This window comes from Chryseobacterium sp. NRRL B-14798 (genome assembly GCF_050470705.1).
GTDB lineage: Bacteria > Bacteroidota > Bacteroidia > Flavobacteriales > Weeksellaceae > Chryseobacterium > Chryseobacterium cupriresistens.
In genome coordinates this window covers 3,571,591-3,596,975 of record NZ_JBFLUL010000005.1, presented here as the reverse complement: position 1 = coordinate 3,596,975, position 25,385 = coordinate 3,571,591, and the positions used below count along the sequence as shown (strand labels likewise).

The window sequence follows — 25,385 nt, the reverse complement described above, 5'->3', positions numbered from 1 at the left end:
AACTTTTTTAGAGAGAAAGGATGGAAAATAGCAAATATCCGAAGTTTACGTTTACATGGTTGGGCGGTGTAGTCTTGGTGGTTGGATTATTCGTGGGAACAATGGCTGTTTCTTTATTCAGTACTTTCTGGAAAGTGGTTTTCAGGGAAAATATTGAATTGAAAGACTGGTTTCTGATGGTAGCGAATTCTGTAGGATTCCTTACTGCTATTGCCTTTTTTGACTTTTTTATCGTAAGGCGTACCACGCAAAAAAAGCTTAATTTCAACATGTCATCAGTTAATTTTTCAACCTATCTCCTCATCTTTCCAATGATGGCGGGAATGATGTTTATTTCTGAATTTGTAGCCGCTCAGATCCCAACTACAGGGCCTTTTTTTGGAGATTTTTATGAATATTTTACAAGGCTGATGAGCCAATTGACAGATAATCCGGTGATAATGATTATCATGACTGTTATTATGGCTCCCGTTTTTGAGGAAATTATTTTCAGAGGAATTATCCAGAAAGGATTGATTAATAAAGGAGTAGAACCCTGGAAAACAATTTTGTATGCTTCCATTATTTTTGGAATAGTTCACGGAAATCCATGGCAGTTTATCAGTGCAGTGATGCTGGGCTGTGTGCTTGGATTGGTTTATTATAAAACAAAATCTTTACTGATGCCGATATTACTGCATGCGTTTAATAATTTAACACTGTCGTTGTTGGTTCTGTATGGTAAAGATGAGAGTTTTGCAAAAGTTCTTCATATTTCAGAATGGCTAGTATTAGCTGCAGGAATTGTACTTTTTTCCTTATTCTATTACCTGTTTATGAAAAAGTATAAAGTACATTATGCTGAAATGTAAGTAACCCGATTAAGAAAGTAAAATTGAAAATGAATATAGAAATGGAATTATTAGTAGCTACACACAACGAACATAAAAAAGAAGAAATCCAACAGATCCTGGGAAGTGACTGCGTGGTGAAAAGTCTTACCGATTATAATATTCACGAAGAAATTGTAGAAGACGGAGATTCATTTCATGCCAATGCCCTGATCAAAGCTAAATATTGCTATGAAAAAACAGGTGTTCCAAGTTTGGGAGATGACAGCGGTTTGGTCGTAGAATCTTTGGATGGAAGACCTGGGATTTTCTCAGCCCGCTATGCCGGAGATCATGATTTCGCAAAAAATATCGAAAAGGTATTGGAAGAAATGCAGGGAATTGAGAACAGAAAGGCTTATTTTGTAACGGTTCTGTGCTATTATGATGAAAACGGGGCTCAATATTTTGAAGGCAGAGTTCATGGAAATTTACTGACAGAAAATAAAGGTTTCAAAGGCTTCGGGTATGATCCGATTTTTGTTCCTGAAGGATATGAAAGAACCTTTGCAGAAATGGATCCTGAAGACAAAAATAAAATCAGTCACCGCAAACAGGCATTAGACCTGTTTATGGATTTTTTAAAAGTAACCGATTAAGTTTAAATATCAGGACAAAATCCCCATTTAGTTTTTCTGTTGTACATTTGTTATCATAAATTATTGATTTGAGTACTTATTTAACAATATTAGGCTTTAACTCTGCGATTCCTACCATCAACACTTCACCCACAGCACAGCTGCTGGAAATGGAAGAAAGACTCTTCCTGATTGATTGTGGAGAAGGTACACAGGTTCAGCTGAGAAAAGCAAAAGCAAGATTTTCAAAAATCAATCATATTTTTATCTCTCATCTTCATGGAGATCATTGTTTCGGACTTCCGGGGCTTATAGCTTCTTTCCGTCTCTTAGGAAGAGATATGCCTTTGCATGTTTACGGTCCTAAAGGTATTAAAAAGATGCTGGAAACCATTTTTCAGATCACGGAAACCCACCGTGGTTTTGAAGTGATTTATCATGAACTGGATAAAGATTATTCTGAAAAAATATATGAGGACAACAGGGTAGAAGTATATACTATTCCGCTGGACCACAGAATCTACTGTAACGGTTACCTTTTTAAAGAAAAGCCGAAAGACAGACATCTTAATATGAAGGAGATTGCGAAATACAGCGAAATTGAAACCTGCGATTATCACAATATCAAAGCAGGGAAGGATTTTGTACTGAGTGATGGCTATGTTCTTAAAAATGAAATTCTAACTGTTGATCCGGCTCCATCGGTATCCTATGCATTTTGCAGTGATACCCGTTATCTTGAAAGTGTCATCCCGATTATTAAAAATGTAACGGTTCTATACCATGAATCCACATTCTTACATGATCTTAAGGAAATGGCTGATTATACAGGTCATACCACAGCTTTGGAAGCTGCTACGATAGCTCAGAAAGCTCAGGTCGGAAAGTTGATTTTAGGCCACTTTTCTAATAGATACGGGGACCTGACCGTATTTACTGATGAGGCGAGAGAAATATTTCCCAATACATTTCTGCCAAAAGCATTGGAGAGTGTAAAGATTTAAAATAATATGCTGAAATTTGAAGAACTCAGAGATTTTCTCAACGAAAAAGCAGATCAGTATAACGCTCCTGATTTTATTGAAAATGATCCGATACAGATTCCGCATCGCTTTTCTTTAAAACAGGACATTGAAATTGCAGGATTTCTGGCAGCAACAATTTCCTGGGGAAACAGAAAGTCGATCATTAATTCTGCAGATAAAATGCTTGATATTATGGGAAATTCACCCTATGATTTTGTAATGAGTTATTCTGAAAAAGATCTGGAAAGTATTCAGGATAAAAGTATTCACAGAACGTTCAACGGACAGGATTTCTCTTATTTTATCAGACAGTTCAACAGAATTTATAATGAAAATGAGAGTCTGGAAAGTTTATTTAAAGTAAAAAAGACAGAAAATAACTTTCTGCATGCCATAGAAAGATTCAGAAACGGATTTCTGGAAACAGAAAAGCACAGAAGCCATAAACACATCAGTTCACCTTATAAGAATTCCTCTGCCAAAAGGATTATTATGTTTTTAAGATGGATGGTGCGTAAAGACAAAAGAGGAGTAGATTTTGGAATCTGGGAAAATATTGATCAAAAATATCTTTCCATTCCTCTGGATGTACATACCGGGAACATTTCCAGAAAACTGGGATTGGTTTCGAGGACACAAAATGATTGGAAAACAGTGGAGGAGCTGGATATTGCCATCAGAAAATTTGATGAAAAAGACCCTGCAAAATATGATTTTGCATTGTTTGGATTAGGAGTAACAAAAGAACTGTTGTAAAAATAGAAAGGATGAAAAAATATAACGAAAAAACAGAAGTTCTTGAGAAAATTGCAGACAGCATTACCTCATGGATCGGATCTATTCAGTCCCTGATTGTTCATACTCTGCTGTTCCTTACCTCGTTTTTACTTCCGATGCTGAATATCGTTGATTTTGATAAAATGCTTCTGATTCTTACGACCGTACTTTCCCTGGAAGCTATTTATCTGGCAATCTTCATTCAGATGTCTGTGAATAAAAGCCACGAGAAAATTGAAGATATCCAGGAGGACATTGAGGAGATCAGCGAAGATATCGAAGACATTCAGGAAGATCTTGAAGAAATCAGCGAAGACATTGAAGAGATCAATGAGGATATTGAAGATATCCAGGAAGACATTGAGGAAATCAGTGAGGATATTGAAGAGATCAACGAAGAAGAGGATGAGGAAGACCACAATGAAAGAGCGAAAAATGTAATGCTCAAGAGCAATGTAAGCTCCAACAAAAATGAAATTAAAGCTTTAAAGGATATTATCTCGCAGTTACAAAATGAAATAGATCAGCTGAAAAAAGATGATAAACAGACGGAATAAGTTTATTAAAAATGGAAACAGACTAAACCTCTTAGTCTGTTTTTTTATGTCTGAATTGTTCGGTTTAATGATTTATGGAAAATGTAACGATAAGAAAAATTTATTGTGAATGTACACGATGAATTATAAAATAGTAGTGGTTAAGGGGGAATTAGTATAATTATTTTTGCTACATTTGAACAAATGAAAACAAAATGTTAATTTATAGACTAAAAAACTATTTTTTCCTTTTTTCTTTTTTATTGATTTCTGCTTCCACATTTTCTCAGACGAGACCCGTCAGGAAGTCCGAAAAAATAAAACCTTCTGCGGCCAGTCTTAGAGCTGGAGCATTCATTGATGTGAATGTACCTCCATATACACCTTCCAATTATACACCGGAACAGTTGGTAAAGAATATTCTGATCAATGGCGGTACCAACTGTACAACAGCCAATGTAACCAACGTTACCGTATCTCCGAATCATGATGTGACTAACAGCAACAGATTCTGGGGATATTTTCATAAAGGAACTACCAGCTTTCCTTTTACCGATGGTATCGTCCTTACTACAGGATACGCTTCAGAAGCCGGTAATAGCTATGTGTCAGCTGTAGGACAATCAGTAGGAACAGGAAGTGATGCAGATCTTGTAGCCGCTACCGGAGCTACCGTTAGCTTAACGGATGCCGTGGCTCTTGAATTTGATTTCGTTCCGAATTCCAATCAGGTGAAATTTAATTATATCTTCGTTTCAGATGAATATACTTCCAACTATCCTTGTGACGGGTATTCCGATGCCTTTGCCCTTTTGCTGAAAAAAGTGGGAGATCCTACTTATACCAATCTGGCTGTACTGCCGGGAGGTGCCGGACCTGTAAGCGCAACCAACATCGTTCCTGCAGGAAACGGATTCAGCTGTGGGCCTATCAATGCTAATTATTTCGGGGCTTTGGCCAATCCGCATCTGGTTATTAATTACTATGGAAGAACAACACCTCTGACAGCTGTTGCAGATGTAATTCCAGGGCAGACCTATCATTTCAAAATGGTATTGGCTGATGCAAAAGATCCTTCTCATGACTCTGCAGTTTTCTTAGAGGGTGGATCTTTTGACGTAGGAATTAAAATTGTAGATGAAGCAGGAGTAGTGCTGCCGGGCAGTATCAACATGTGTGATAATACTCCAAAACAATTGAAAGCACAGGTGGCAGCAATTCCGGGCATGACTTATCAATGGTACAAAGACGGAGTGGCCATTCCGGGGGCAACCAGTGCCGTGTATGTAGCTACCCAGGCGGGAGTTTATACGGTAAAAGTAATGGTTCCGGGAAATCAGTGTCCTGGCGAAGCTACTATTACCATTATTGGAGGAACAAGCCCTACTGTACAAAATGCTGAACTTAAGCTCTGTACCACACCAGCAATTACCAGTTTTAATCTGGAAACAGCAAAACCTCTGATCAGTACAACGCAGGGAGCGGTATTCCGTTTTTATGCAAATCAGGCTGATGCGCAGGCTCAAAATAACAGTTATATCACCAATCTTACCAATTATACAGGAACAGATGGACAGATATTATATGTTCTGGTTTCCAATGGTGCTTTCTGTAGTAAAATTGCAACCTTAACGTTAAGAAAAGAAGAAACACCAACAGCATTGGTTACAGCACCAAGATTGAAAATCTGTGCCGGAGAATCCGTATTGTTAACCGCTACCGGCGGTGTAACCTATGAATGGAGTGATTCAGCAGCCGCTACCGGCGGAATCAGAACGGTAAGCCCAACTCAGACTACCACTTACACAGTATATGCTATCGGAGCACAGGGATGTAAATCTCTTCAGCCGGCACGTATTACCATTGAAGTAGTACCGGCTATTGTTTCAAATTTAAAAGGAGGCCATATCTGTCAGGGAGATAAAATTATTCTGGATGCTGGTTCAGGACCAGGATATACCTATCAGTGGAGTACTGGTGAAACGAGTCAGAGCATTACAGTAGGTACTCCTGGGGAGTATTCAGTAGTAATCAGTAACGGGGTTTGTTCAAAAGAGTTCGAAACTCAGGTGATTAAAGCTGTAATTCCGGAAGTGATAAAAGTGGATTATAATGAGAGTGGAACCATGATCGTTACAGCAAATAATCCAAGTAACGGTATCCTGGAATATTCAGTAGATAACGGAGTTACATGGCAGTCTTCCAATGTATTTAATAATGTCCCTAAAAATAAAATCATTTCGATCAGGGTAAGAGTTAAATTTACAAGCTGCGTAGGTTTCCTTGAATTCTTCACATTCGTTATGAAAAATGTAATTACTCCAAACGGGGATAATATTAATGATACCATAGATTTCAGTGGTGTGGTTAATTATAAAGACTTCAGCGGTCAGGTTTTCGACCGATATGGAAGAGAAGTGTTCAAAGCAGCGAAGACCAGACCGTATTGGGACGGATATTTCCAAGGTAAAAAGCTTCCTACTTCAACATATTGGTATCAGGTAACCTTCGAAGATCCTGCGAGCAAGGAACTTACTGTGAAAACAGGCTGGATATTGCTTAAAAATATAGAATAATTTGAACTATAACTGAAAGACTGACTATTTTGTCAGTCTTTTTTTATTATTTTAAAATAAACAAAGTTGATATTCTAACATAAATAAATTTGCGTTAGTAATAATGTAAATTGTGTTAACTTGAATTTCAATTAAAAAAAATAGTATTTTTGTTTAAAATAATATAAAATGTTAAATAGGAGGATAGGAAATTTATTTTTAGCGTTATTTTTAGCTTTCATGGGAAACTTTATTTTGGCTCAAAATAAAGGAAGGGTAGAAATAGCATCAAAACCTACTGCTGCTTCTTTGAGAGCAGGTGCCTTTATAGATGTGAATGCACCAAGTTACCCGGAATCCGGCTATCCTATTACTCAGCTGATCAATGATGTTCTTATATCCGGAGGTTCCACCTGTACCAGCTCAAGTGTAAGCAATGTAACCGTTTCCCCCAACCTGGCCGCTACCAACCAGAACCGAAGCTGGGGATATTTTAATAAATCAAATACCAATTTTCCTTTCAGCAAAGGGATTATCCTTTCTACCGGATATGCCAATAAAGCAGGGAACACTCTTCAGGGAACTTTAAGTGATGATCTTGGAACCGGAGGTGATATAGATCTTGCGAATGCTTTGGGAATCGGTAATAATAACCTCACGAATGCCACCTCTATAGAATTTGACTTTGTGGCTGCCTCTACTGAAATTTCATTCAGATATTTATTTGCTTCTAAAGAATATCAGCAAAACTTTCCATGTACAATCACAGACGGTTTTGCTCTGCTGTTAAAAAAATCAACAGATCCTACTTATACCAATCTTGCAGTGCTTCCGGGAGGAGCAGGACCTGTAAGTGTAACGAATATACACCCGCAATATCAAAACTGCGGGCCTAAGAATGAAGCCTATTACGGAGGAACCAATACCGCTCAGATTGAAACCAATTTCAACGGACGTACCATTCCTCTTACTGCCAAAGCAACTGTAATCCCCGGGCAAACCTACCATTTTAAAATTGTGCTTGCGGATTATCAGGATCCCAACTTTGATTCAGCAGTATTTCTTGAAGCAGGGTCATTTGATATCGGGGTGAAAATCCTGGATCCGGCTGGCGTGCAGCTTCCTGACTCTGTTAATATGTGTGATAATACTCCACAGACTTTTACAGCCTCTGTGCAGGGACCTAATATAACGTATCAGTGGTATCAGGGTACTACTCCGATTGCAGGAGCTACCAATGCAAGTTACACGGCAATAGCACCAGGGGTATACACCGTTAAGGTTTTCATCCAGGGGAATACTTGTCCGGGGGAAGCTACTATTACAGTAGTTGGCGGAACATCTCCTACAGTACAGAATGCTACATTAACAGCCTGTTATGCTGCCGGAAATGCAACTTTTAATTTAACATCAGCACAAGCTTCTATAAGTACTACTCCGGGAGCTGTGTTTTCATATTATACTACTTTGGCGGATGCCAATGCAGGAAATGCCAATACAATCCCTAATCCAACAGCTCACCAGAGTGCGGGTGGAACGGTGTATGTAAGAGTAGCCAACGGTTTCTGTGCAAAAGTAGCACAACTCCAACTGGTAAAAGCTCCACAGATGATACCTACCATTGCCCCTCCGGCAGTGCTTACCTGTAACAATTCTCAGACCACGCTGGATGCATCAGCTTCCGTTTATCCGGCAGGAGCTACTTTCAACTGGACGACTACGGGAGGGAATATTGTTTCAGGAGCAACGACTTTAAATCCTGTGATTAATGCTGCAGGAACTTATACTTTAACCATCACAAAAGTGTATCAGCCAGGAAATATCAGCTGTACAGCGGTAGGAACTGTAACCGTGACAGGAAACAGTGCTCCGCCGGTTACCGGGCTTACAGCAAGCAAAATAAAAATCTGTAAAGGAGATTCTGTAACACTTACCGCTTCAGGTGGAGCTACCTATAACTGGGGTAATGGCCTTACAGGAAACGGAAATACACAGGTTGTTTCACCTACTGCCACCACCACTTATACTGTAACAGCAGTGGGAGCGAATGGATGTGTTTCTCAAAACCCTGCAACGATAACGATAGAAGTTTCAGAACCTTTCACAGCGCAAAATGCAACACTTCATAAATGTTATCAGCCGGGATTAACTTATAATCTTACGGAAGCCCAGCCCCAGATCACCACAACTGCAGGAGTTACTTTTACTTACTACGTCAGTCAGGCTGATGCCAATGCTGCTAACGGAAACTTTATTGCAGCACCTACAACATATACGCCGCCGGGAGGAAGCCAGACTATTTATGTACTGGTAAGTAATGGAGGCTGCAGCTATGTAGTATCTCTGCAGTTATTAAGCACGGCTCAAACTACGCTTACCATTGCTGCACCACAAACAATTACCTGTACAACACCACAGGTTACCATCAATGCATCAGCATCTGTTGTACCGGTAGGATCTACCATTGCATGGACAACCACCGGAGGTACTATTGTCTCAGGAGCTAATACACTTACCCCTGTGGTAAGCGCCGGCGGAACCTATACTTTAACAGTGACGAATGTATCACAGCCAGGAAACCTGAGCTGTACCTTTACTTCGACAGTAACAGTACAGGAAGATAAAGTACAGCCTGTTGCTGCATTAGTTTCATCACAACCCCGTATTTGTGTAGGAGAATCCGTAACATTAACGGCTTCCGGAGGGGTAACCTATAACTGGGGAAATGGTCTTACAGGAAATGGAAATACCCAGGTGGTTTCGCCTACCACAACTACTGTATATACGGTATTTGCTGTTGGAGCAAATGGTTGTATTTCTGCCACACCAGCGTCAGTTACTGTTCAGGTAGGTCCGCCAATAGCAGGCCTTACAGCCTCTAAGCTGAAAATTTGTGAAGGTGAATCTGTAACATTGACTGCTACAGGTGGAATTACTTATAACTGGATAGGCCTCACAGGAAACGGAAATACTCAGGTAGTTACTCCTACAGCAACAACAGAATATTCAGTATATGCATTGGGAGGAAACGGATGTAGCTCTGTGAATCCGGCTAAAGTTACTATTGAAGTAGTTCCGGCGATTGTTTCTACCTTAAAAGATGTATTTGTCTGTGCCGGAGATAAAGGAACACTGGATGCCGGTTCAGGACCAAACTATACTTATGTATGGAGCACGGGAGCCACTACTCAAACCATAACAACTAATATTCCCGGAACATATTCTGTGACAATCAGTAATGGGGTTTGTTCCAAAACTTTTTCGGCACAGCTTATTAATCCTGATCTGCCGCAGTTTACCAATATTGTGTATGATAATCATATTCTTACGCTTACGGCAAGTAACCCTACAGGCGGAGTTTTAGAATATTCCATCGATGGAGGATTGACATGGCACGAATCGAATGTGTTTACAGGTATTTTGAACAATACCATGTATACTGTAATGGTAAGAGTGAAAGGTGCTAAATGCGGTACTTCGCTGGATTATTTTACATTCATTATCAGCAACGCTATTACCCCTAATATGGATGGTATCAATGATACTATTGATTTCACCGGAATAAGCGGTTACAAAGACTTCGCAGCTTCTATTTTCGACAGGTACGGTGCTGAAGTATTCAAAGCAAGTAAAGGAAATGTTATCTGGACAGGATCTTTAAAGGGAATTAATCTTCCTACTGCTACTTATTGGTACAGGGTACAATGGGAAAATCCAGCCAGTAAGAAAATGGAACAGCGTTCAGGATGGATTCTCCTGAAGAACAGAAACTAGATTTTATAAAAATAAAAATTGATCAAAAAATCTTTCAGTAATGAAAGATTTTTTTTTTGATTTGATGAATATATTTAATCGTCTTTTGTGAATTATGTAAAATAAGTGGAAAATATGTTAAAATTATTTGTAATACGATGTTGGTACAACAGGTATGATTTGTCCGGATAGGGATTGATTAATGAAAATTTACTGTAAATGCTTTTTGTTTTGTTTTTTTATAGTAAAAAATGCAAATATGTATATGAGATATTTAAAAAAAAATTAAATTTGTTGAAACAAAAATATTATGAGAAGATATCTACCGCTTTGTTTATTTTTTTTAGTCATCTCGACTTTTTTATTTTCACAAAACCTGCCACCACGAAAACACGCCAAAGAAACACCCTCAAATCTGTCTGCAAGAGCTGGTGCTTTTATTGATGTGAATGCTCCGCAGTATCCTGAAACCGCTTACACTATTGAAAAAATGGTTAAAGATGTATTGATCTCCTCCGGGACCAATACCTGCCTTACTCCCAATGTAACCAATGTAAAAATTACTCCTAACCACGCTGCAAGTGAGGCAAACAGAGCATGGGGATATTTTCATAAGGCTGCAACCAATTTCCCTTTTAAAGACGGGCTTATTCTTTCCACAGGGTATGCAAGAAGAGCTGGTAATACTTTTGAAGGCGGTTTGAGTGATGTTAACGGTGGAGGTTCAGATGCTGATCTTGCACAGGTAATCGGGGTTGTGGAAAGCAGACTGAATGATGCCGTTCTTTTGGAGTTTGACTTCGTTCCAACAACTTCTCAGATCAAATTTAATTACCTTATTGCATCAGAAGAATATACTGGATCTTTCCCTTGTACCTTTGCAGATGCATTTGCCATCTTGTTGAGACCTACTTCAGGTGGACCTTATGTGAATATGGCTGTACTTCCGGGAGGTGCAGGTCCGGTAAGTATTACCAATATCCACCCTGCAATCGGAACCAGTTGTGGTGCGGTAAACGAGCAGTATTTTGCCGGTTACAACACAGGTAACGTTGAAACCAACTTTAACGGAAGAACAATTCCATTGACTGCCACAGCAACAGTAGTGGCAGGACAGGAATACCATTTCAAAATGGTAATTGCTGATTACAGTGACCATAGTTATGATTCTGCTGTATTCCTTGAAGGAGGATCTTTCAATATCGGGGTAGACCTTTTAGATCCTGCAGGAACAAAACTGCCTTCAGATATTAATGTATGTGATAATGTACCTCAGGTCATTACAGCTTCTGTAAATGATCCTAACCTTGTATACCAGTGGTTCTTTAATGGAGCACCAATCCCGAATGCTACAACCAATACCATTACTGCAATACAGCCTGGTACTTATACAATCGAAGTAAGTGTTCCTGGTAATCCATGTCCGGGTAAAGCTTCAATCCAGATTCACGGAGGAACAACACCTCAGGCTCAGGATGCTACATTACTGCTTTGTACCACACCGGATATTACTACTTTCGATTTAAGTACAATTATGCCTACCATCAGCCCAACGCCTGGAGCAATCTTTAAATTTTATGAAAATCAGGCGGATGCTGTTGCACAGAATAACAACTATATCCAGACACCTTTAAATTATAATGGTAACGATGGCCAGATTCTGTATGTTCTTGTTTCCAATGGAGGATTCTGTAGCAAAATTGTAGAATTGACATTGCAGAAAGAAGCAACACCAACCGCTAAAGTGAAATCTTCGAGAATAAAAATCTGTCCGGGAGAATCTGTAACCCTTACGGCTGAAGGAGGAGATACGTATCTTTGGAGCAATTTCATGGGAACAGGGAATATGCAGACGGTTACTCTATATCAGACTACAACATTTACAGTATATGCAATTGGAGCAAAAGGATGTAAATCTCTTAATCCGGCAACGATCAGAATTGAAGTGACACCGGAAATTACCTCTACATTAAAAGACGTTGAAATGTGTGTCGGTGATGTTGTCACTCTGGATGCAGGAGCCGGTGATGGTTATAAATATCTTTGGAGTACAGGTGCTACAACACGGAAAATTGATGTAGACCAATGGGGAATCTACTCAGTAGAAATTGATAATGGTATCTGTAAGAAAGTTTTTGAAGCCAAAGTAATGGGGGCAGCAACTCCTTTTGTTACTGCATTAAATTATGAAAGCATCAAAAAAACAGTAACAATTACAGCTGAAAACCCGCCAATGAACAATACACCAAGCACTTTGGAATATTCTCTTGATGGTGGTATCACATGGCAGGATTCAAATGTATTTACGAATCTTTTAGACAATACAAACTATACTGTTTTGGTAAGAAGAGTAGGTACGCATTGTGTGGGATCTCTTGAATTCTTTACATTGCAGATCAACAATATCATTACGCCAAACGAAGATGGAATTAACGATGTATTGGATCTTAAGGCTCTTGGAGACTTTAAAAACTTTACGGGTTCTATCTATGACAGATATGGAGTGGAAATGTTCAGGTTCTCAAAAGAAAATCCAGTCTGGGACGGAACGGTAAGTGGTAAGAGACTTCCTACAGCAACATACTGGTATAAGTTCAATTTTGAATATCCGAAATCAAAAGCTCAGATGAACTGGTCAGGATGGATCATGCTGAAAAACAGAAACTAAAATTGATAATGTAATATAAAAGAAAGCCTTTCGAATTTATTTGAAAGGCTTTCTGCTTTTAACGGACAGTGTATTGTAATGTATTCAGCAAAAAAGCTCCCGGTAAGGAAGCTTTATAATGATTGTTTTATTGATTTTCTTTCCACAGATTGGCAAAGTGTATAAAATCTGCTACACTCAGTTCTTCTGCTCTCTTATCTAAAAATTCGTGCCCTTTCAAGGCTTCAGGAATATTGAGTGTTTTTAAAGCATTGGAAAGCTTTTTTCTTCTTTGGTTGAAACCTGTTTTCACGATCTGTTTAAACAGTACTTCATTGCCCGCAAGCCCTTCTTTAGGGTTTCTTGTAAGCCTGATGACTCCCGATTTTACTTTTGGAGGAGGATTGAAGACATTTTCATGTACCGTAAACATATAAGATACATCATAATAAGCCTGTATCAGAACAGAAAGAATACCATAATCTTTAGTTCTCGGAACAGCCGCCGTTCTTTCCGCTACCTCTTTCTGGAACATTCCTACCATTTCCGGGATCAGCTGGTAATGGTCTACAATCTGAAACAGAATCTGTGACGAAATGTTATAAGGGAAATTACCAATGATCGCAATCTGATCATCCTTGATAAAACTGAAATCCTGCTTCAGAAAATCACCTACAAAAGTTTCTTCAGTTACTTTTGCATAGTTGTTTTTCAGATATTCTATAGATTCCGTGTCTATTTCTGCAAGGTAAATGTTCTGATCCTTTTCAAGAAGATATTTGGTAAGAACGCCCATTCCGGGACCTACTTCCATGATGTTGTTATAGCTCTCAAAACTAAGACCTTCTACGATTTTTCTTGCGATATTTTCATCTGTCAGGAAGTGCTGTCCAAGATGTTTTTTTGCTTTTACACTCAAAGTTTTTTATGATTTTATTAACAGTGATTTTCTTTATTTCGTCCCAAATTTCGGAAGATTTTTTCTATTTTAGCCAAAAATTTTAATATTAATGGCTAAATCTGTAGATGAATTTAATAAGAAAAGGCTTCGGTCCAGCAATATTACAGTAGTGATAAGTATTGCCTTAGTGTTATTTTTGTTAGGATTAATGGGGCTTATTCTGATTAATGCCCAGAAGTATTCTGACTATATCAAAGAACAGTTGGTAGTGAATGCCTACTTTGATGAAAACTATGACGCTAAAGATTCTGTAAAAATTGCAAAACTTGAGGAAGAAACTTTTAAAAAGGTACAGTTATTAGCTCCTGTAAAAAAAGCGACTTATATTTCAAGAGAAATGGCGGCAAAAGAAGCCAAGAAAAGTATGGGAATCGACAGTGATGCATTGTTTGAGGAAAATATTTTCCCTTCTTCTATTGAAGTGGCTTTAAAGCCGGAGTTCGTAGATCCAGCAAAAATTGATGAAGCTATTAAAGAAATCAAATCCGTTCCCGGAATTATTGATGTTAAAAATGACAGTACTCTGATGGTAGATGTCTACAATAACCTGAGCAGAATCCTGAAATGGATCTTAGGATTTTCAGTCCTGTTCCTGATATTGGCAGTTGTATTGATCAACAACTCTATCCGTCTGAAAATATTCTCAAAGAGATTTATTATTAAAACAATGCAGCTGGTAGGAGCGAAAAGAAGATTTATCCTTAAACCTTTCATTGTGGAAGCTATTATTTTAGGAGCTATCGGTTCTGTAATAGGTCTTCTCGCTTTGGGCGGAGTCTGGTATTATTTCACCAGTCAGATTGGTTCTGCTTTCGTACAGGACAACAACCAGTACTTCTGGTTAGTAATCCTGGTACTGGGTGTTGGAATTTTTATTTCTGTCTTAAGTACCATTTTCGCTACATGGAGGTTCTTGAAATCAAACGTTGACGATTTATATTACTCTTAATAATGAGCAAAAAAACAAATAAATTTTCTGCTTCAGACTACGGGCATGAAGCTGAAGTACCACAGGAAAACGCTTTCTATTTCGGACAGCAGAATTTCAAATGGATGCTGATCGGACTAGCCTTCATTGTAGTAGGATTTCTACTTATGATGGGACCTGATGCCAATACAGTAGACGGGAAATTTGATCCTAACTCATGGAATGACGGGATCTTTTCTATCAGAAGAATCAGAATAGCACCTTTGTTTGTTGTTATAGGATTTGCAATAGAAGTGTACGCGATCTTAAAAAGAAAATAAATAAAATAATTTTATTTAAGGATTAAAAAATTTAAGAATTGAAAGATGTAAGCCAATGAGCTGATTTTTCTAATTCTTAAATCTTTTAATCTTTTTAATTTTTAAAAGAATATGGATTTAATCAAAGCAATTATTATTGCCATTGTAGAAGGGTTGACGGAATATCTTCCGATTTCCTCTACAGCACATATGGGATTTACTGCGAATCTTATGGGGTTGGAAGAAACAGAATTTTTAAAAATGTTTCAGGTGTCTATTCAGTTTGGAGCTATTCTATCTGTCGTAGTGGCATACTGGAAAAAGTTTTTTGACTTAAATAATATTCAGTTTTATTTTAAACTTGCATTTGCTGTAGTTCCGGCTTTGGTGTTGGGGTATTTATTCGATGATAAAATTGAAGCCGTTCTTGGGAACCAGATTGCGATCTCTTCTGTATTGGTGTTGGGTGGTGTAGTTTTATTGTTTGCAGATAAATGGTTCAGGAATCCTAAAATTGATGATGAAAAAGGAATTACCGTAAGAAATGCTGTTACCATTGGTTTCTGGCAGTGTCTTGCGATGATGCCGGGAACAAGCCGTAGTGCGGCCTCTATTATTGGAGGAATGGCACAAGGCCTTACCAGAAAGGCTGCTGCAGAATTTTCTTTTTTCCTTGCAGTCCCTACCATGCTTGCTGTAACCGTGTACTCAGTTTTTGTTAAGACCTGGGGAAAAGAAACCGCAAATCCGCAGAAAGGATATGAAATGATTATGTCTTCACAGGATCATATTATGATCTTTGTAATTGGAAATATCGTTGCATTTATTGTAGCACTTATTGCCATTAAAGCATTTATTGGTGTGCTTAACAAATATGGATTCAAACCTTGGGGCTGGTACCGTATTTTTGTAGGAATAGCTCTGTTGATTTATTTCTATTTCTTTAAATAAGAAATCTTTTATACTCATTCATGACTGCTGAAGAACTGAAATCAGGATACATTTTTTTATTGGACAAACCTTTGGACTGGACTTCCTTCCAGGCTGTCAATAAAATGAAATATAAACTTAAAAGGGAATTTGATCTTCCCAAGAAATTTAAAATCGGACACGCCGGAACTTTAGATCCCAGAGCAACCGGGCTTCTTATCGTCTGCTGTGGAAAATTTACAAAGAAAATTCCTGAAATTCAGGATGCTCCCAAAGAATATTGGACAGAGATCAAGATCGGTGTCCAGACAGAATCCTATGATACCGAAAAACCTGAAATTCTTCACCAGGATATCTCTCATATTACTGAAGAACAGGTAAAAGAAGTGCTGGAAAAATTTGTTGGGGAAATTGAACAGAAACCACCCGTTTATTCAGCGATTAAAATTGATGGCGAAAGAGCTTACAATCTTGCCAGAGCAGGTGAAGAAGTGGAAATGAAGGCAAGAAAAACAACCATCCATTATATCAAAGACATAAAAATCGATTTTCCTTTGGTGAGTTTCATGGTAGGCTGTTCAAAAGGAACATACATCAGAAGTCTGGCTCATGATATCGGGCAGGAACTGGGAGTAGGAGCTTATCTGACACAGCTGAGACGTACCAAAATTGGTGATTATGCCATTGAAGATGCTACAGATCAGTTCCTGAATAACGAGTACAGATTCGAAAGCCTATGAAAATAAAATTATCCATTTTCTTATTAATATTTTCTTTTTGTAAAGCATTTTCTCAGGATACAGAAACTGGAAAATCAAAAATGGATTTTTACTTCAATCCTTCTCTGAATGTAGGATTTAATATTAATAAGAAGAACCAGACCAGCAATTCGCAGTATATTGAAAACAGATCTTCATTAGGAAATCTTACTTATGGGATTACTGCTGTGGGTGGATATAATTTTCTTCCTAACTTTGCATTGGGAACAGGATTTAAATATAGTTTTATCCAGGATAATTATCATCTGATTTATTGGGTTATTCAACCAAAGATTATTTTTTCTCCGGGCGAAAGACCTTTTTATATCGATATTAATTATGGAAAACAGCTTAATCACTCTGCTGTTTCAGATACTGAATTCTGGGGCGGGAGACTGGGAATGCAGGTTTCCTATTCAAAAAGATTGAGCCAGGAAGGAGGAATTGTTTTTGAATCACATCGGCTGAAAGACGGAGCTGACGGTTTTTTCATAGGGCTGAGCTATGGAATTACCCTTTTCAGCAATAAAAATTATACCGGTTACGGAAAAGACTAATGGAAAAGACACGTATTAATAAATATTTATCAGAAGCAGGGTACTGTTCGAGAAGAGCAGCAGATAAACTTTTGGAGGAAGGCAGAATTAAGATAAACGGGAAAATTCCTGAATTGGGAACCAAAGTTTCTGATGAGGATCTCGTAGAAGTAGACGGAAAACCCATCAGAGAGCCTCAGGAAAAACCTGTGTATATCGTTTTTAATAAACCGGTAGGAATCGTTTGTACTACCGATACCAAACGTGAAAAAAATAATATCGTAGATTATATCAACCACCCGAAAAGAATTTTTCCTATCGGAAGACTGGATAAACCTAGTGAAGGGCTTATTCTATTAACGAGTGACGGTGATATTGTCAATAAAATCCTGAGAGCTCGAAATAATCACGAGAAGGAATATCTGGTTCGTGTAGATAAGCCGATCACTCCAAAATTCCTGGAGAAAATGAGAAATGGAGTTCCTATCCTTGATACTGTGACTAAAAAATGTGAGGTAGAGAAGATTGATGAAATGAATTTCAGAATTATCCTTACCCAGGGACTGAACAGACAGATCCGGAGAATGTGCGAATATCTGGGGTATGAAGTTAAAAAACTCAAGAGAATCCGTATTATGAATATCAAACTTGATCTGCCGATAGGGAAATGGAGAGATATGACTGATGAGGAGCTTAATACCTTAAACTCTTTGCTGGTAGATTCCAGTAAAACATTTGATTAAAAATATCCAAGATACTTTAACGGTTTTAATTTCATGCTTCCTTGTATTAACTACAGGAAGCATTATTTTTAATGTCATTTATTATTTTTCACATATTAGTGTAATATGTTTTTGTTTTCATTGGAAATGTTTTATATTTATAATACTAACAATGATAATCACAAAACCATGAAATTAAAAATGAATTCAGTGTTCTTGTTTGTTATTCTGGTAATATCCACGGGTTGCCTGAATGAGAACCACAATCCCGATCATCCTCATAATACCTCGTTTTACATTGATTACAGAAGCATAAAAGGGTCATCAGACGGAATAGCCGTTATAGAACTTGATCCTGAAGCTCCGAATTTTGGAAACATCAGCAGTAAGCTTGAATTGGGTAATGGGGTATTGCCCCATCATATTTATTACAATCTGGATGCAAAAAAAATGTTCACCACTGCTTTGGGAGGCAGTTATCTCTATGAAATAAAAACGGATAAAGACCAATACGGACAGCCGAAATTAATCAGTGCAACTCCTATTGATACGGGCGAGAATACAGTAGGTGAAAACTTGTTTTTCACAAATGACGGTAGATATTTTATGACCTTTATGGGTGGGGCAGGAGGTCCGAAAGACGGAAGTATTGGCGTTTTTAATGCTAATAATAATCAGCTTATCAAAACGATTAAAGCTCCCATTCAGGTTAATCCCGGTAAGTTTATCATGTATCCGCATGGCATTTCCGTTAATGAGGAAAAAGGATTAATGATGGTGACTTCTACCATTCACCCTGATCTTACGACAGGAATGGGAAATACCTGTACTTTGTTAGATCTGAATACCTATGAAATCAAGGAAACATACCAGGTAGCAGACTCACCAGCAGATTTGTCCGCTCCGGTTGAGGTGTTGTTACTTCGCGGAAAATTTCCACAATATGCACTTGCTACAACAATGCTTGGCGGTGATATCTGGATTGCCCCATACAATACCGCAACCAAAAAATATGATGCTTTTACCAAGATTTTTGACGGAAGTACACAAGGATTAGGCTGGGCGCTTGAAATGTATATTGATGATACAAACAAGCTCTATGTAAGTTTTGCAGATCCTGGAAGAGTGCTTGTTTTTGATATAAATAATCTTCCCCAGCTAAAGCTTTTGAAGACTTTTGAAGCTGACAGAGGGGCGCATCATATGGCTTTCTTTAAAACCAAGTCAGGAAAAGATGTTGTAGCAGTACAGAATAATCTATTGGATCTTCCTAACTTAAATTCCGGTACGATTAGTATCATTGATATTAATTCCGGGAAAAAATTAGGAACAGTAGATTTAAGGAATAAATATGGAATTCTACCGGAATCTATTGAAGGAACTAACGGACCAGGCAGTTATATGCATCACTAAAATGTAGGACATTATTTACAGTATAACTCTTCCGGAATATTATTTTGGAAGAGTTTATGTCAACTTCTTGTTGTCACGTTATTTTACATATAATTTCATTCTTTCTTCATACTCAGGTTTCAGTTTTAAAAGTTTCCATATTTTTTTATCATCTGGATTACTAATCCTGTAGAATATGATTTTATCTGCTGAGTACTTGAAATAAGGATGATTTTTAAGCCATTCCTCCGGTGCATTTACTAATGAGTACCGGGGAACATCTGATGTATTCAATGGCGCTATTGAAATCAGTTTCTGAACCAGGTCCTGATCGATGTTGTAAGTACTTAGAATTTGCTGCTTATTCATAAAGCCTCCCAGTTTCTTTCTGAAACCAATGATTGAACCTGCACTTTTTTCATCCAGTCCGAATTCTATAAGCTGTTTAAACGTAATGGTATTAAGGTCTGTTTTTGAAAAGTCTGTTTTTTCCTGCTGTTTTTCCTGAAGTTTGATATAAGGTTTCATTTCCTGAAATTTCTCAGCAGAAATCACAAAACATTTCTGCAGATCGTCAAGGCTTTTAAAGCTTCCTCTTAAATTCCGGTTCCGGTAATTGAGGATTGTGATTGCTTGTTTTTCTGAGAATCCAAGTGTTTTCCAGCCCTCTAAGTCCAGTTGATTAGGATCAAAAATATGATATTGAATTCTGGATTTTACAGGATTATCCTTCGCGAAATTCCTGAAGTTTTCCGGAGTTTTTGCCGGCAGCAAAAGATAAGGTTCGATTTTGCTGTAATTTTCCGGGGAAATGATGAAGCATTCTTTAAACTTTTCCTTACTGATAAAACTTCCCCCGAGATAATTTTTATACTTTATAATAGCTTCTGCCTGCTTTTCACTGAAACCCATCTTAAGCCAGTCGTGGACAGAAAACTGATCAGGATTGAATTTCGCTGAAACCAGAATTTCTTTCTTTCCGTAGGAAGAGAATCCTTTTGGATCCTTTTTTTCTGTTACTTCAGGAAGTAAGATGAAAGAGGCAAGTTCACTGAATTTCTCTTCGGAAATAGCATAACATTTTTTCAACTGCTCTTTTGAAGTAAATTTTCCTCCTATCATATCTTTATACTTAAGGATAGTAGCAGTTTGTTTCTCTGAAAATCCAAGTTTCAGCCACTGTTCTTTGTCCAGTTGATTAGGATCAAAATCTGATAGATCCCGTATTGAAGAATCTTTAATAAAGGTAACTTCAGGAAAAGGTTCTTTTTCACGACTGGTGTATTTCTGATAGGCTAATAAAACAGTCAGCAATGTGACCATCAATGCCAGTTTCCGGTAATAGTTTTTTCTCATCATATAGTAAACGTAATAATAAAAATAAAGCACTGCAATAGCTGATAATGAAATGGTTAAATATGATAAAGAGAAAGTGTTTTATGGTTTAAAAGGTGGTGGGAATATTGTCTTTTATGCGATATAATTTCGTAATTGATACTGAAATTCTTGATTGCTTTTTATATAGCATTTCTTCAAACGGCTTGGTTTTTGTAATTTTTTCATCATACTTATTAACCTTATTAATTGATCATGAATATGAATTACACTGAAGCATTGAAATACAAGGAAGAGGCATTAAAAAAAGCCGATAGTACAGTGGCTGACAATTACCATATTGTTATAGTTCCGGCTGATACAGCTGAAAGTGCGAGGTATATTGAAGAGTACACCAAAAAGCCTGAAAACTTTAAAGATGACAGCTGTAAGAAATACTGTTCAAACGGAGAATATCTGGTGGTGAGTTTTAAGAAAGAAGAATAATTTTGGACAAAAAGCAATAATGAATCATTGGTTTTGCCATGTGTTACTATCAATAAAAACCTCCGCTGCAATTCATTGCAGCGGAGGTTTTATATTTTCAAAGCATTTAATCCTCTTCCCGTTCTCCTAAAGACTCTTTCAGCTTGATCAGTTCAGCTTTTACAAACTCCAGGCGGTCGATCAGAGTAATGGTTTCGGAAATTTTACTGTTGGTGGTCAGAGCGATACGGGCTCCGTCAAGGGTATATCCTTTTTCTTTTACGAGATGGTAGATCATCTGAAGATTTTTAATGTCTTCAGGAGTGAAATACCGGTTCCCTTTTCTGTTTTTTTTAGGCTTGATAATAGGGAATTCCTGTTCCCAGTAACGTATTAATGAAGTGTTTACATCGAATGCTTTCGCAACTTCTCCTATAGAATAATACAGCTTATCAGGTAAATTTATTTTCATTTTACAACTCCTAAACTTCAAAGATAAAAATTTTTTAAAGTTTCATCCAAAATATATTGTAAAAAGTGCGGTCAGACTTTGTTTTAAAGGAAAAATAAAGATGTAAAATCATCACAAAACAGCCATTTGGTCATCACAGAGAAGAAGAGCAGCTATTACCGGTTCTTTTTATCTAAATTTGTGAATCCTTAAGATATTTATCAATGAATCCGATCTCCGTTCTTCATATCGATCTTTTCCAGGCGGGTAAAAATACTTCAGATTTTTATTTTAACACCATGAAGAGTCATTTGGTGCTGGGACATCGTCATATAGAGAAGCCTCACAGACATGATTTCTATGCAGCAGTTCTCTTTACCAAAGGAACAGGAGTGCATGAGATCGATTTTCAAAGATATGAAGTCTCTGAAGGAAGTCTTTTCTTCTTGTCACCGGGACAGATTCACAGCTGGGAGCTTTCGGAAGATATAGACGGTTACATTTTCTTTTGTTCCCAGGAATTTTATGAAATGCATTATGTGAATCAGAAACTCAGAAATTTTCCGTTTTTCGGATCCGTATCTTTCCCGCGAAAACTACAATTGAACGCTCAGGAATTGAAGAAAAACATGAGTTTATTTAAAGAACTGGGAGAAGAGCATCAGGCTAAAAACATTATGAAAGAAGGTCTGATTTTATCACTAATGTCTCAGATTTTTATTAATGCTGCAAGATTGTTTTCAAAAGATTTTGATACAATGGATTCTGCTGCCGGACTTTCTTATTTTAAACATTATCAGGATTTCGAAAATCTGATTGAACAAAACTTCACAAAACACAAGTCCATTACGCATTATGCCTCTTTGTTAGGTATTTCATCCAAACATCTGAACAGGATTGCCCAGACTGTTGTTCAAAAAACAGCAACTGATGTCATTACTGAAAGGGTAGTGCTGGAAGCCAAAAGAATGCTCATGTATCTCGACGAGAGTTTGGTGGAAATTGCCTTTAGACTGGGATACGAAGAATATTCCTACTTTGTAAGAGTATTCCGGAAAAGCTCCGGAATGACTCCCACGCAGTTTATGAGGAAATATAAGGCTTAATGAGTTCCAAATTCAAAGTTTAAGGTTGGGGAGGAATGCGTTGGAAAACCATCCCGCTCCTCCAGAGGAGGGGAATGGGAAATATCAACTACTTTTCCTACTTCCTATAACTTATTACCCGCTACCTGCCACCTAAAGAGCCAACTTAAACGGTCCTTCAAAAGTAGTTTCAAACGAATCTACCAGCTGTCCTTTTTCATCAAATACTCCGATGACCATATTTTGTTTTGAGAATTTAATTTCGTCTTCAGGAAAGGAAATGTTGATGTTTCCTTTCAGGATCTGATCTCCTTTCAAAATAATTTTTTCAGAACCGAAATAGGTAATTTCCGCATTCGTTGGAGTGATCACTTTGATGGTAAGCATCTTTTTCTCGTTTGATTTATTCAGAAGGGTATAGATAAAAGTATTGGTGATTTTACCGTTCTTAATAAAAAATGTAGAACCTGCAGGTTTGATGAATTTGGCTTCCATAGAACCACGGTCATACATTAAAAACCCAAGGAACCCAATCAACAAGGCAAGGATAACAGTTGTGGCTTTCATTCTTGGAGTAAACCGGAATTTGTCCTGATTTTCAATTTCTGCTTCCGTAGCATAGCGGACCAATCCTTTAGGTAAGCCAACTTTCTCCATAACTTCATCGCAGGCATCAATACAGGCTGTACAGTTTACACATTCCAGCTGCTGTCCGTTTCTGATATCGATTCCTGTAGGACATACCACAACACATTGGTTACAGTCTATACAATCTCCTTTTCCTGCTGCTTTTCTGTCTTCGTTATTTCTCCATTTTGCACGGCCTTCTCCTCTTTTAAAATCATAGTATACATTGATCGTTTGCTTGTCGATCAATACACCCTGCAGCCTTCCGTAAGGGCAAACCAGCGTACAAACCTGCTCACGAAGCCATGCGAAAACAAAATAGAACGTCATGGTAAAAAAGATCATAACGATAAACTTCAGTGAGTTGGCTTCAGGTCCTTCACTCATAATACGGAAAACTTCTTCGTAGCCCACAATATACATGAACATAAAATGAGAAATAATCAATGAAATTAAAAGGAAAACAGACCATTTCGTCAACCTTTTTCTTATTTTCTCTGCATCCCATTCCTGTCTGTCCAGCTTCATCTGTTTATTCCGGTCTCCTTCGATCCAGTATTCGATTTTACGGAAGACCATTTCCATAAAAAGCGTCTGCGGGCATAGCCACCCACAGAATATTCTTCCGAAAACGACAGTAAATAACATCACAAAAATGACGGAGGTTACCGCCCCTAAAGCAAGAATAAAAAAGTCCTGCAGGTAAAACGGCTGTCCGAGAATAAAGAATTTCCTGTCGATGACATTGATCAGCAGAAAAGGATTATTATTGATCTTTACAAACGGCAGTCCGAAAAATAAAGTAAGAAGAAAATAGCTGGTGTAATTCCTGTAGTTGGTATACTTTCCTTTGGGCTTTCTGGGAAAAATCCACTTCCTTTTACCGGTTTCATCCATGGTTCCCACTGAATTTCTGAAATCTTCATTTTCAATTTCCAAAGACTTGATATTGTTGGACTCTGCGCTCATTGTTATATGCTATAAAAGTATTTTAGTACAATTTTCATCCTGACCAATCTTATTTTCAAATTGACTGTTCCATGAAAAAGTGATTGATTCTGTTACTGCAAAGCTCCGGATTATATCTTTTCATTACTAATATGATCTACTTCCAAAATAGGATAATTAGGACATTTTGTATCTGTTGTTTTTATTGTATCAAAACGGGAAAATATTTTGAAACCTCTAGGTCATATCGTAAATTGCAACTTTAAAAATGAAGCATGAAGAATATACTTAAAATAGGTATGATTGGTTTGGTTTTCGCATTGGTAAACTGTCAATCAGTAAATTATAGTAAAATGTTTTATGAGGGAGTGCAGCCGGAAAAGGTTTCGGACAAGTTCAGTTTCACAGAAGGACCATCAGCAGATAAAGAAGGGAATGTTTATTTCACCGATCAGCCTAATGATAAGATTTATTATTGGGACTGGAAAACCAATCAGGTGATAGAGTTTTTGAATAAAACAGGAAGGGCAAACGGAACACACTTTGACAAAGATGGGTATTTGATTACCTGTTCGGACGATCAGGGTGAGATATGGAAGATATCCAAAGACAAAAAAGTAGAAGTTCTGCTAAAAGGTTTCGAAGGAAAAAGGCTGAACGGCCCCAATGATGTCTGGAATGATGAATTTGGAGGAATGTACTTTACAGATCCTTTGTATGAAAGAGATTACTGGGTTGGTTTTAAACAGGAAATTCAACATAAAAGTCTTTATTACAGAGATAAATCGGGAAAAGTTACCCAATTAGAAACTTTCACCCAACCCAATGGTATTGTTGGGAGTGAAAAACTAAAGAAATTGTACTTATCTGATATTGATGCCGGAAAAACCTACGTTTATGATATATTGGGAGAAGGAAAATTATCTGAGAAAAAACTGTTCTGTGAAATGGGGTCAGATGGCATGACGATGGATAAACACGGAAACCTGTACCTGACAGGAAAAGGAGTGCATGTTTTCAACAGTTCCGGGAAGAAGATCTATCACATCCCGATTCCTGAAGACTGGACTTCCAATGTCACTTTTGGCGGTAAAAACAATGATATTCTTTTCATTACTGCCTCCAGGTCAGTGTATACTTTCCCTCTGAGAGTGAAAGGAATTAAATAATATTATGTCATTGCGGGGAGGGCAGATTGCTTCGTTGCT

At 37.7% G+C, this 25,385-nt stretch carries 22 protein-coding genes; 18 read left to right on the top strand and 4 right to left on the bottom strand.

All coding sequences use genetic code 11. The annotated features are described in order from the left end of the window. Positions 1-20 precede the first annotated feature (20 nt). From AB1278_RS16580 to AB1278_RS16545, 8 genes are all read left to right on the top strand, one after another. Positions 21-851, top strand: a complete 831-nt coding sequence (locus AB1278_RS16580; protein ID WP_343643192.1) for a CPBP family intramembrane glutamic endopeptidase — start codon at positions 21-23, stop codon at positions 849-851. A 41-nt stretch (positions 852-892) separates the two neighbouring features. Then, entirely contained in the window at positions 893-1,468 is a 576-nt protein-coding gene (rdgB, locus tag AB1278_RS16575) for an RdgB/HAM1 family non-canonical purine NTP pyrophosphatase (protein WP_429815775.1), read from the top strand. Positions 1,469-1,536: 68 nt separating this feature from the next. Beyond that, entirely contained in the window at positions 1,537-2,451 is a 915-nt protein-coding gene (locus AB1278_RS16570) for a ribonuclease Z (protein ID WP_110009301.1), read from the top strand. 6 nt (positions 2,452-2,457) lie between these two features. Further along, positions 2,458-3,228 (top strand): TIGR02757 family protein, encoded by a 771-nt coding sequence (locus tag AB1278_RS16565; RefSeq protein WP_395972929.1) that lies wholly within the window; start codon positions 2,458-2,460, stop codon positions 3,226-3,228. Positions 3,229-3,239: 11 nt separating this feature from the next. Beyond that, on the top strand, positions 3,240-3,806 hold the full coding sequence (locus AB1278_RS16560; RefSeq protein WP_202838515.1) for a DUF1003 domain-containing protein: 567 nt from the start codon (positions 3,240-3,242) through the stop codon (positions 3,804-3,806). 194 nt (positions 3,807-4,000) lie between these two features. Further along, on the top strand, positions 4,001-6,361 hold the full coding sequence (locus AB1278_RS16555) for a choice-of-anchor L domain-containing protein (RefSeq protein ID WP_202838514.1): 2,361 nt from the start codon (positions 4,001-4,003) through the stop codon (positions 6,359-6,361). A 168-nt stretch (positions 6,362-6,529) separates the two neighbouring features. After that, positions 6,530-10,114, top strand: a complete 3,585-nt coding sequence (locus AB1278_RS16550; RefSeq protein ID WP_202838513.1) for a choice-of-anchor L domain-containing protein — start codon at positions 6,530-6,532, stop codon at positions 10,112-10,114. 289 nt (positions 10,115-10,403) lie between these two features. Further along, positions 10,404-12,761 carry a choice-of-anchor L domain-containing protein gene (locus AB1278_RS16545; protein ID WP_202838512.1) on the top strand — a complete coding sequence of 786 codons (2,358 nt, stop codon included), beginning with the start codon at positions 10,404-10,406 and terminating at the stop codon, positions 12,759-12,761. A 127-nt stretch (positions 12,762-12,888) separates the two neighbouring features. On the opposite strand, the gene rsmA is transcribed toward AB1278_RS16545, so the two are convergent. Next, positions 12,889-13,659 carry a 16S rRNA (adenine(1518)-N(6)/adenine(1519)-N(6))-dimethyltransferase RsmA gene (gene rsmA / locus AB1278_RS16540; RefSeq protein WP_110009306.1) on the bottom strand — a complete coding sequence of 257 codons (771 nt, stop codon included), beginning with the start codon at positions 13,657-13,659 and terminating at the stop codon, positions 12,889-12,891. 91 nt (positions 13,660-13,750) lie between these two features. Here rsmA and AB1278_RS16535 point away from each other — a divergent pair, with 91 nt between their 5' ends. The 7 genes from AB1278_RS16535 (at position 13,751) to AB1278_RS16505 (ending at position 19,287) form a co-directional block, all read left to right on the top strand. Then, on the top strand, positions 13,751-14,650 hold the full coding sequence (locus tag AB1278_RS16535) for a cell division protein FtsX (protein ID WP_110009307.1): 900 nt from the start codon (positions 13,751-13,753) through the stop codon (positions 14,648-14,650). Positions 14,651-14,652: 2 nt separating this feature from the next. Then, positions 14,653-14,949, top strand: a complete 297-nt coding sequence (locus AB1278_RS16530) for a DUF3098 domain-containing protein (RefSeq protein WP_110009308.1) — start codon at positions 14,653-14,655, stop codon at positions 14,947-14,949. A gap of 111 nt (positions 14,950-15,060) precedes the next feature. Continuing rightward, a complete protein-coding gene (locus AB1278_RS16525; RefSeq protein ID WP_202838511.1) occupies positions 15,061-15,879 on the top strand; it encodes an undecaprenyl-diphosphate phosphatase in 819 nt (272 codons plus the stop codon). 20 nt (positions 15,880-15,899) lie between these two features. Further along, positions 15,900-16,598 (top strand): tRNA pseudouridine(55) synthase TruB, encoded by a 699-nt coding sequence (gene truB / locus AB1278_RS16520; RefSeq protein WP_110009310.1) that lies wholly within the window; start codon positions 15,900-15,902, stop codon positions 16,596-16,598. Between the two features lie 80 nt (positions 16,599-16,678). Beyond that, positions 16,679-17,173, top strand: a complete 495-nt coding sequence (locus AB1278_RS16515; protein ID WP_202838510.1) for a hypothetical protein — start codon at positions 16,679-16,681, stop codon at positions 17,171-17,173. Then, complete coding sequence (rluF, locus tag AB1278_RS16510; RefSeq protein ID WP_110009312.1) at positions 17,173-17,895, top strand: 23S rRNA pseudouridine(2604) synthase RluF; 723 nt, start codon at positions 17,173-17,175, stop codon at positions 17,893-17,895. The genes AB1278_RS16515 and rluF overlap by 1 nt, the downstream gene beginning before the upstream one ends. Positions 17,896-18,075: 180 nt before the next feature. After that, on the top strand, positions 18,076-19,287 hold the full coding sequence (locus AB1278_RS16505) for a hypothetical protein (protein ID WP_202838509.1): 1,212 nt from the start codon (positions 18,076-18,078) through the stop codon (positions 19,285-19,287). Positions 19,288-19,365: 78 nt separating this feature from the next. On the opposite strand, the gene AB1278_RS16500 is transcribed toward AB1278_RS16505, so the two are convergent. Beyond that, positions 19,366-20,625, bottom strand: coding sequence for a helix-hairpin-helix domain-containing protein (locus AB1278_RS16500; RefSeq protein WP_202838508.1), 1,260 nt, complete (start codon positions 20,623-20,625; stop codon positions 19,366-19,368). 237 nt (positions 20,626-20,862) lie between these two features. On the opposite strand from AB1278_RS16500, the gene AB1278_RS16495 reads away from it, so the two are divergent. Further along, the gene (locus AB1278_RS16495) at positions 20,863-21,087 is read left to right on the top strand and encodes a hypothetical protein (protein WP_202838507.1); all 225 of its coding nucleotides are present in this window, start codon (positions 20,863-20,865) and stop codon (positions 21,085-21,087) included. Between the two features lie 106 nt (positions 21,088-21,193). On the opposite strand, the gene AB1278_RS16490 is transcribed toward AB1278_RS16495, so the two are convergent. Then, positions 21,194-21,538 carry a MerR family transcriptional regulator gene (locus tag AB1278_RS16490; RefSeq protein WP_062671077.1) on the bottom strand — a complete coding sequence of 115 codons (345 nt, stop codon included), beginning with the start codon at positions 21,536-21,538 and terminating at the stop codon, positions 21,194-21,196. Between the two features lie 203 nt (positions 21,539-21,741). On the opposite strand from AB1278_RS16490, the gene AB1278_RS16485 reads away from it, so the two are divergent. Continuing rightward, entirely contained in the window at positions 21,742-22,623 is an 882-nt protein-coding gene (locus AB1278_RS16485; protein ID WP_202838506.1) for an AraC family transcriptional regulator, read from the top strand. 132 nt (positions 22,624-22,755) lie between these two features. Here AB1278_RS16485 and ccoG read toward each other — a convergent pair whose 3' ends face one another. After that, the gene (ccoG, locus tag AB1278_RS16480; protein ID WP_202838505.1) at positions 22,756-24,198 is read right to left on the bottom strand and encodes a cytochrome c oxidase accessory protein CcoG; all 1,443 of its coding nucleotides are present in this window, start codon (positions 24,196-24,198) and stop codon (positions 22,756-22,758) included. A gap of 254 nt (positions 24,199-24,452) precedes the next feature. Between ccoG and AB1278_RS16475 the strand changes: the two genes are divergently transcribed. After that, positions 24,453-25,346, top strand: a complete 894-nt coding sequence (locus tag AB1278_RS16475; protein ID WP_137905343.1) for an SMP-30/gluconolactonase/LRE family protein — start codon at positions 24,453-24,455, stop codon at positions 25,344-25,346. Positions 25,347-25,385: the final 39 nt, after the last annotated feature.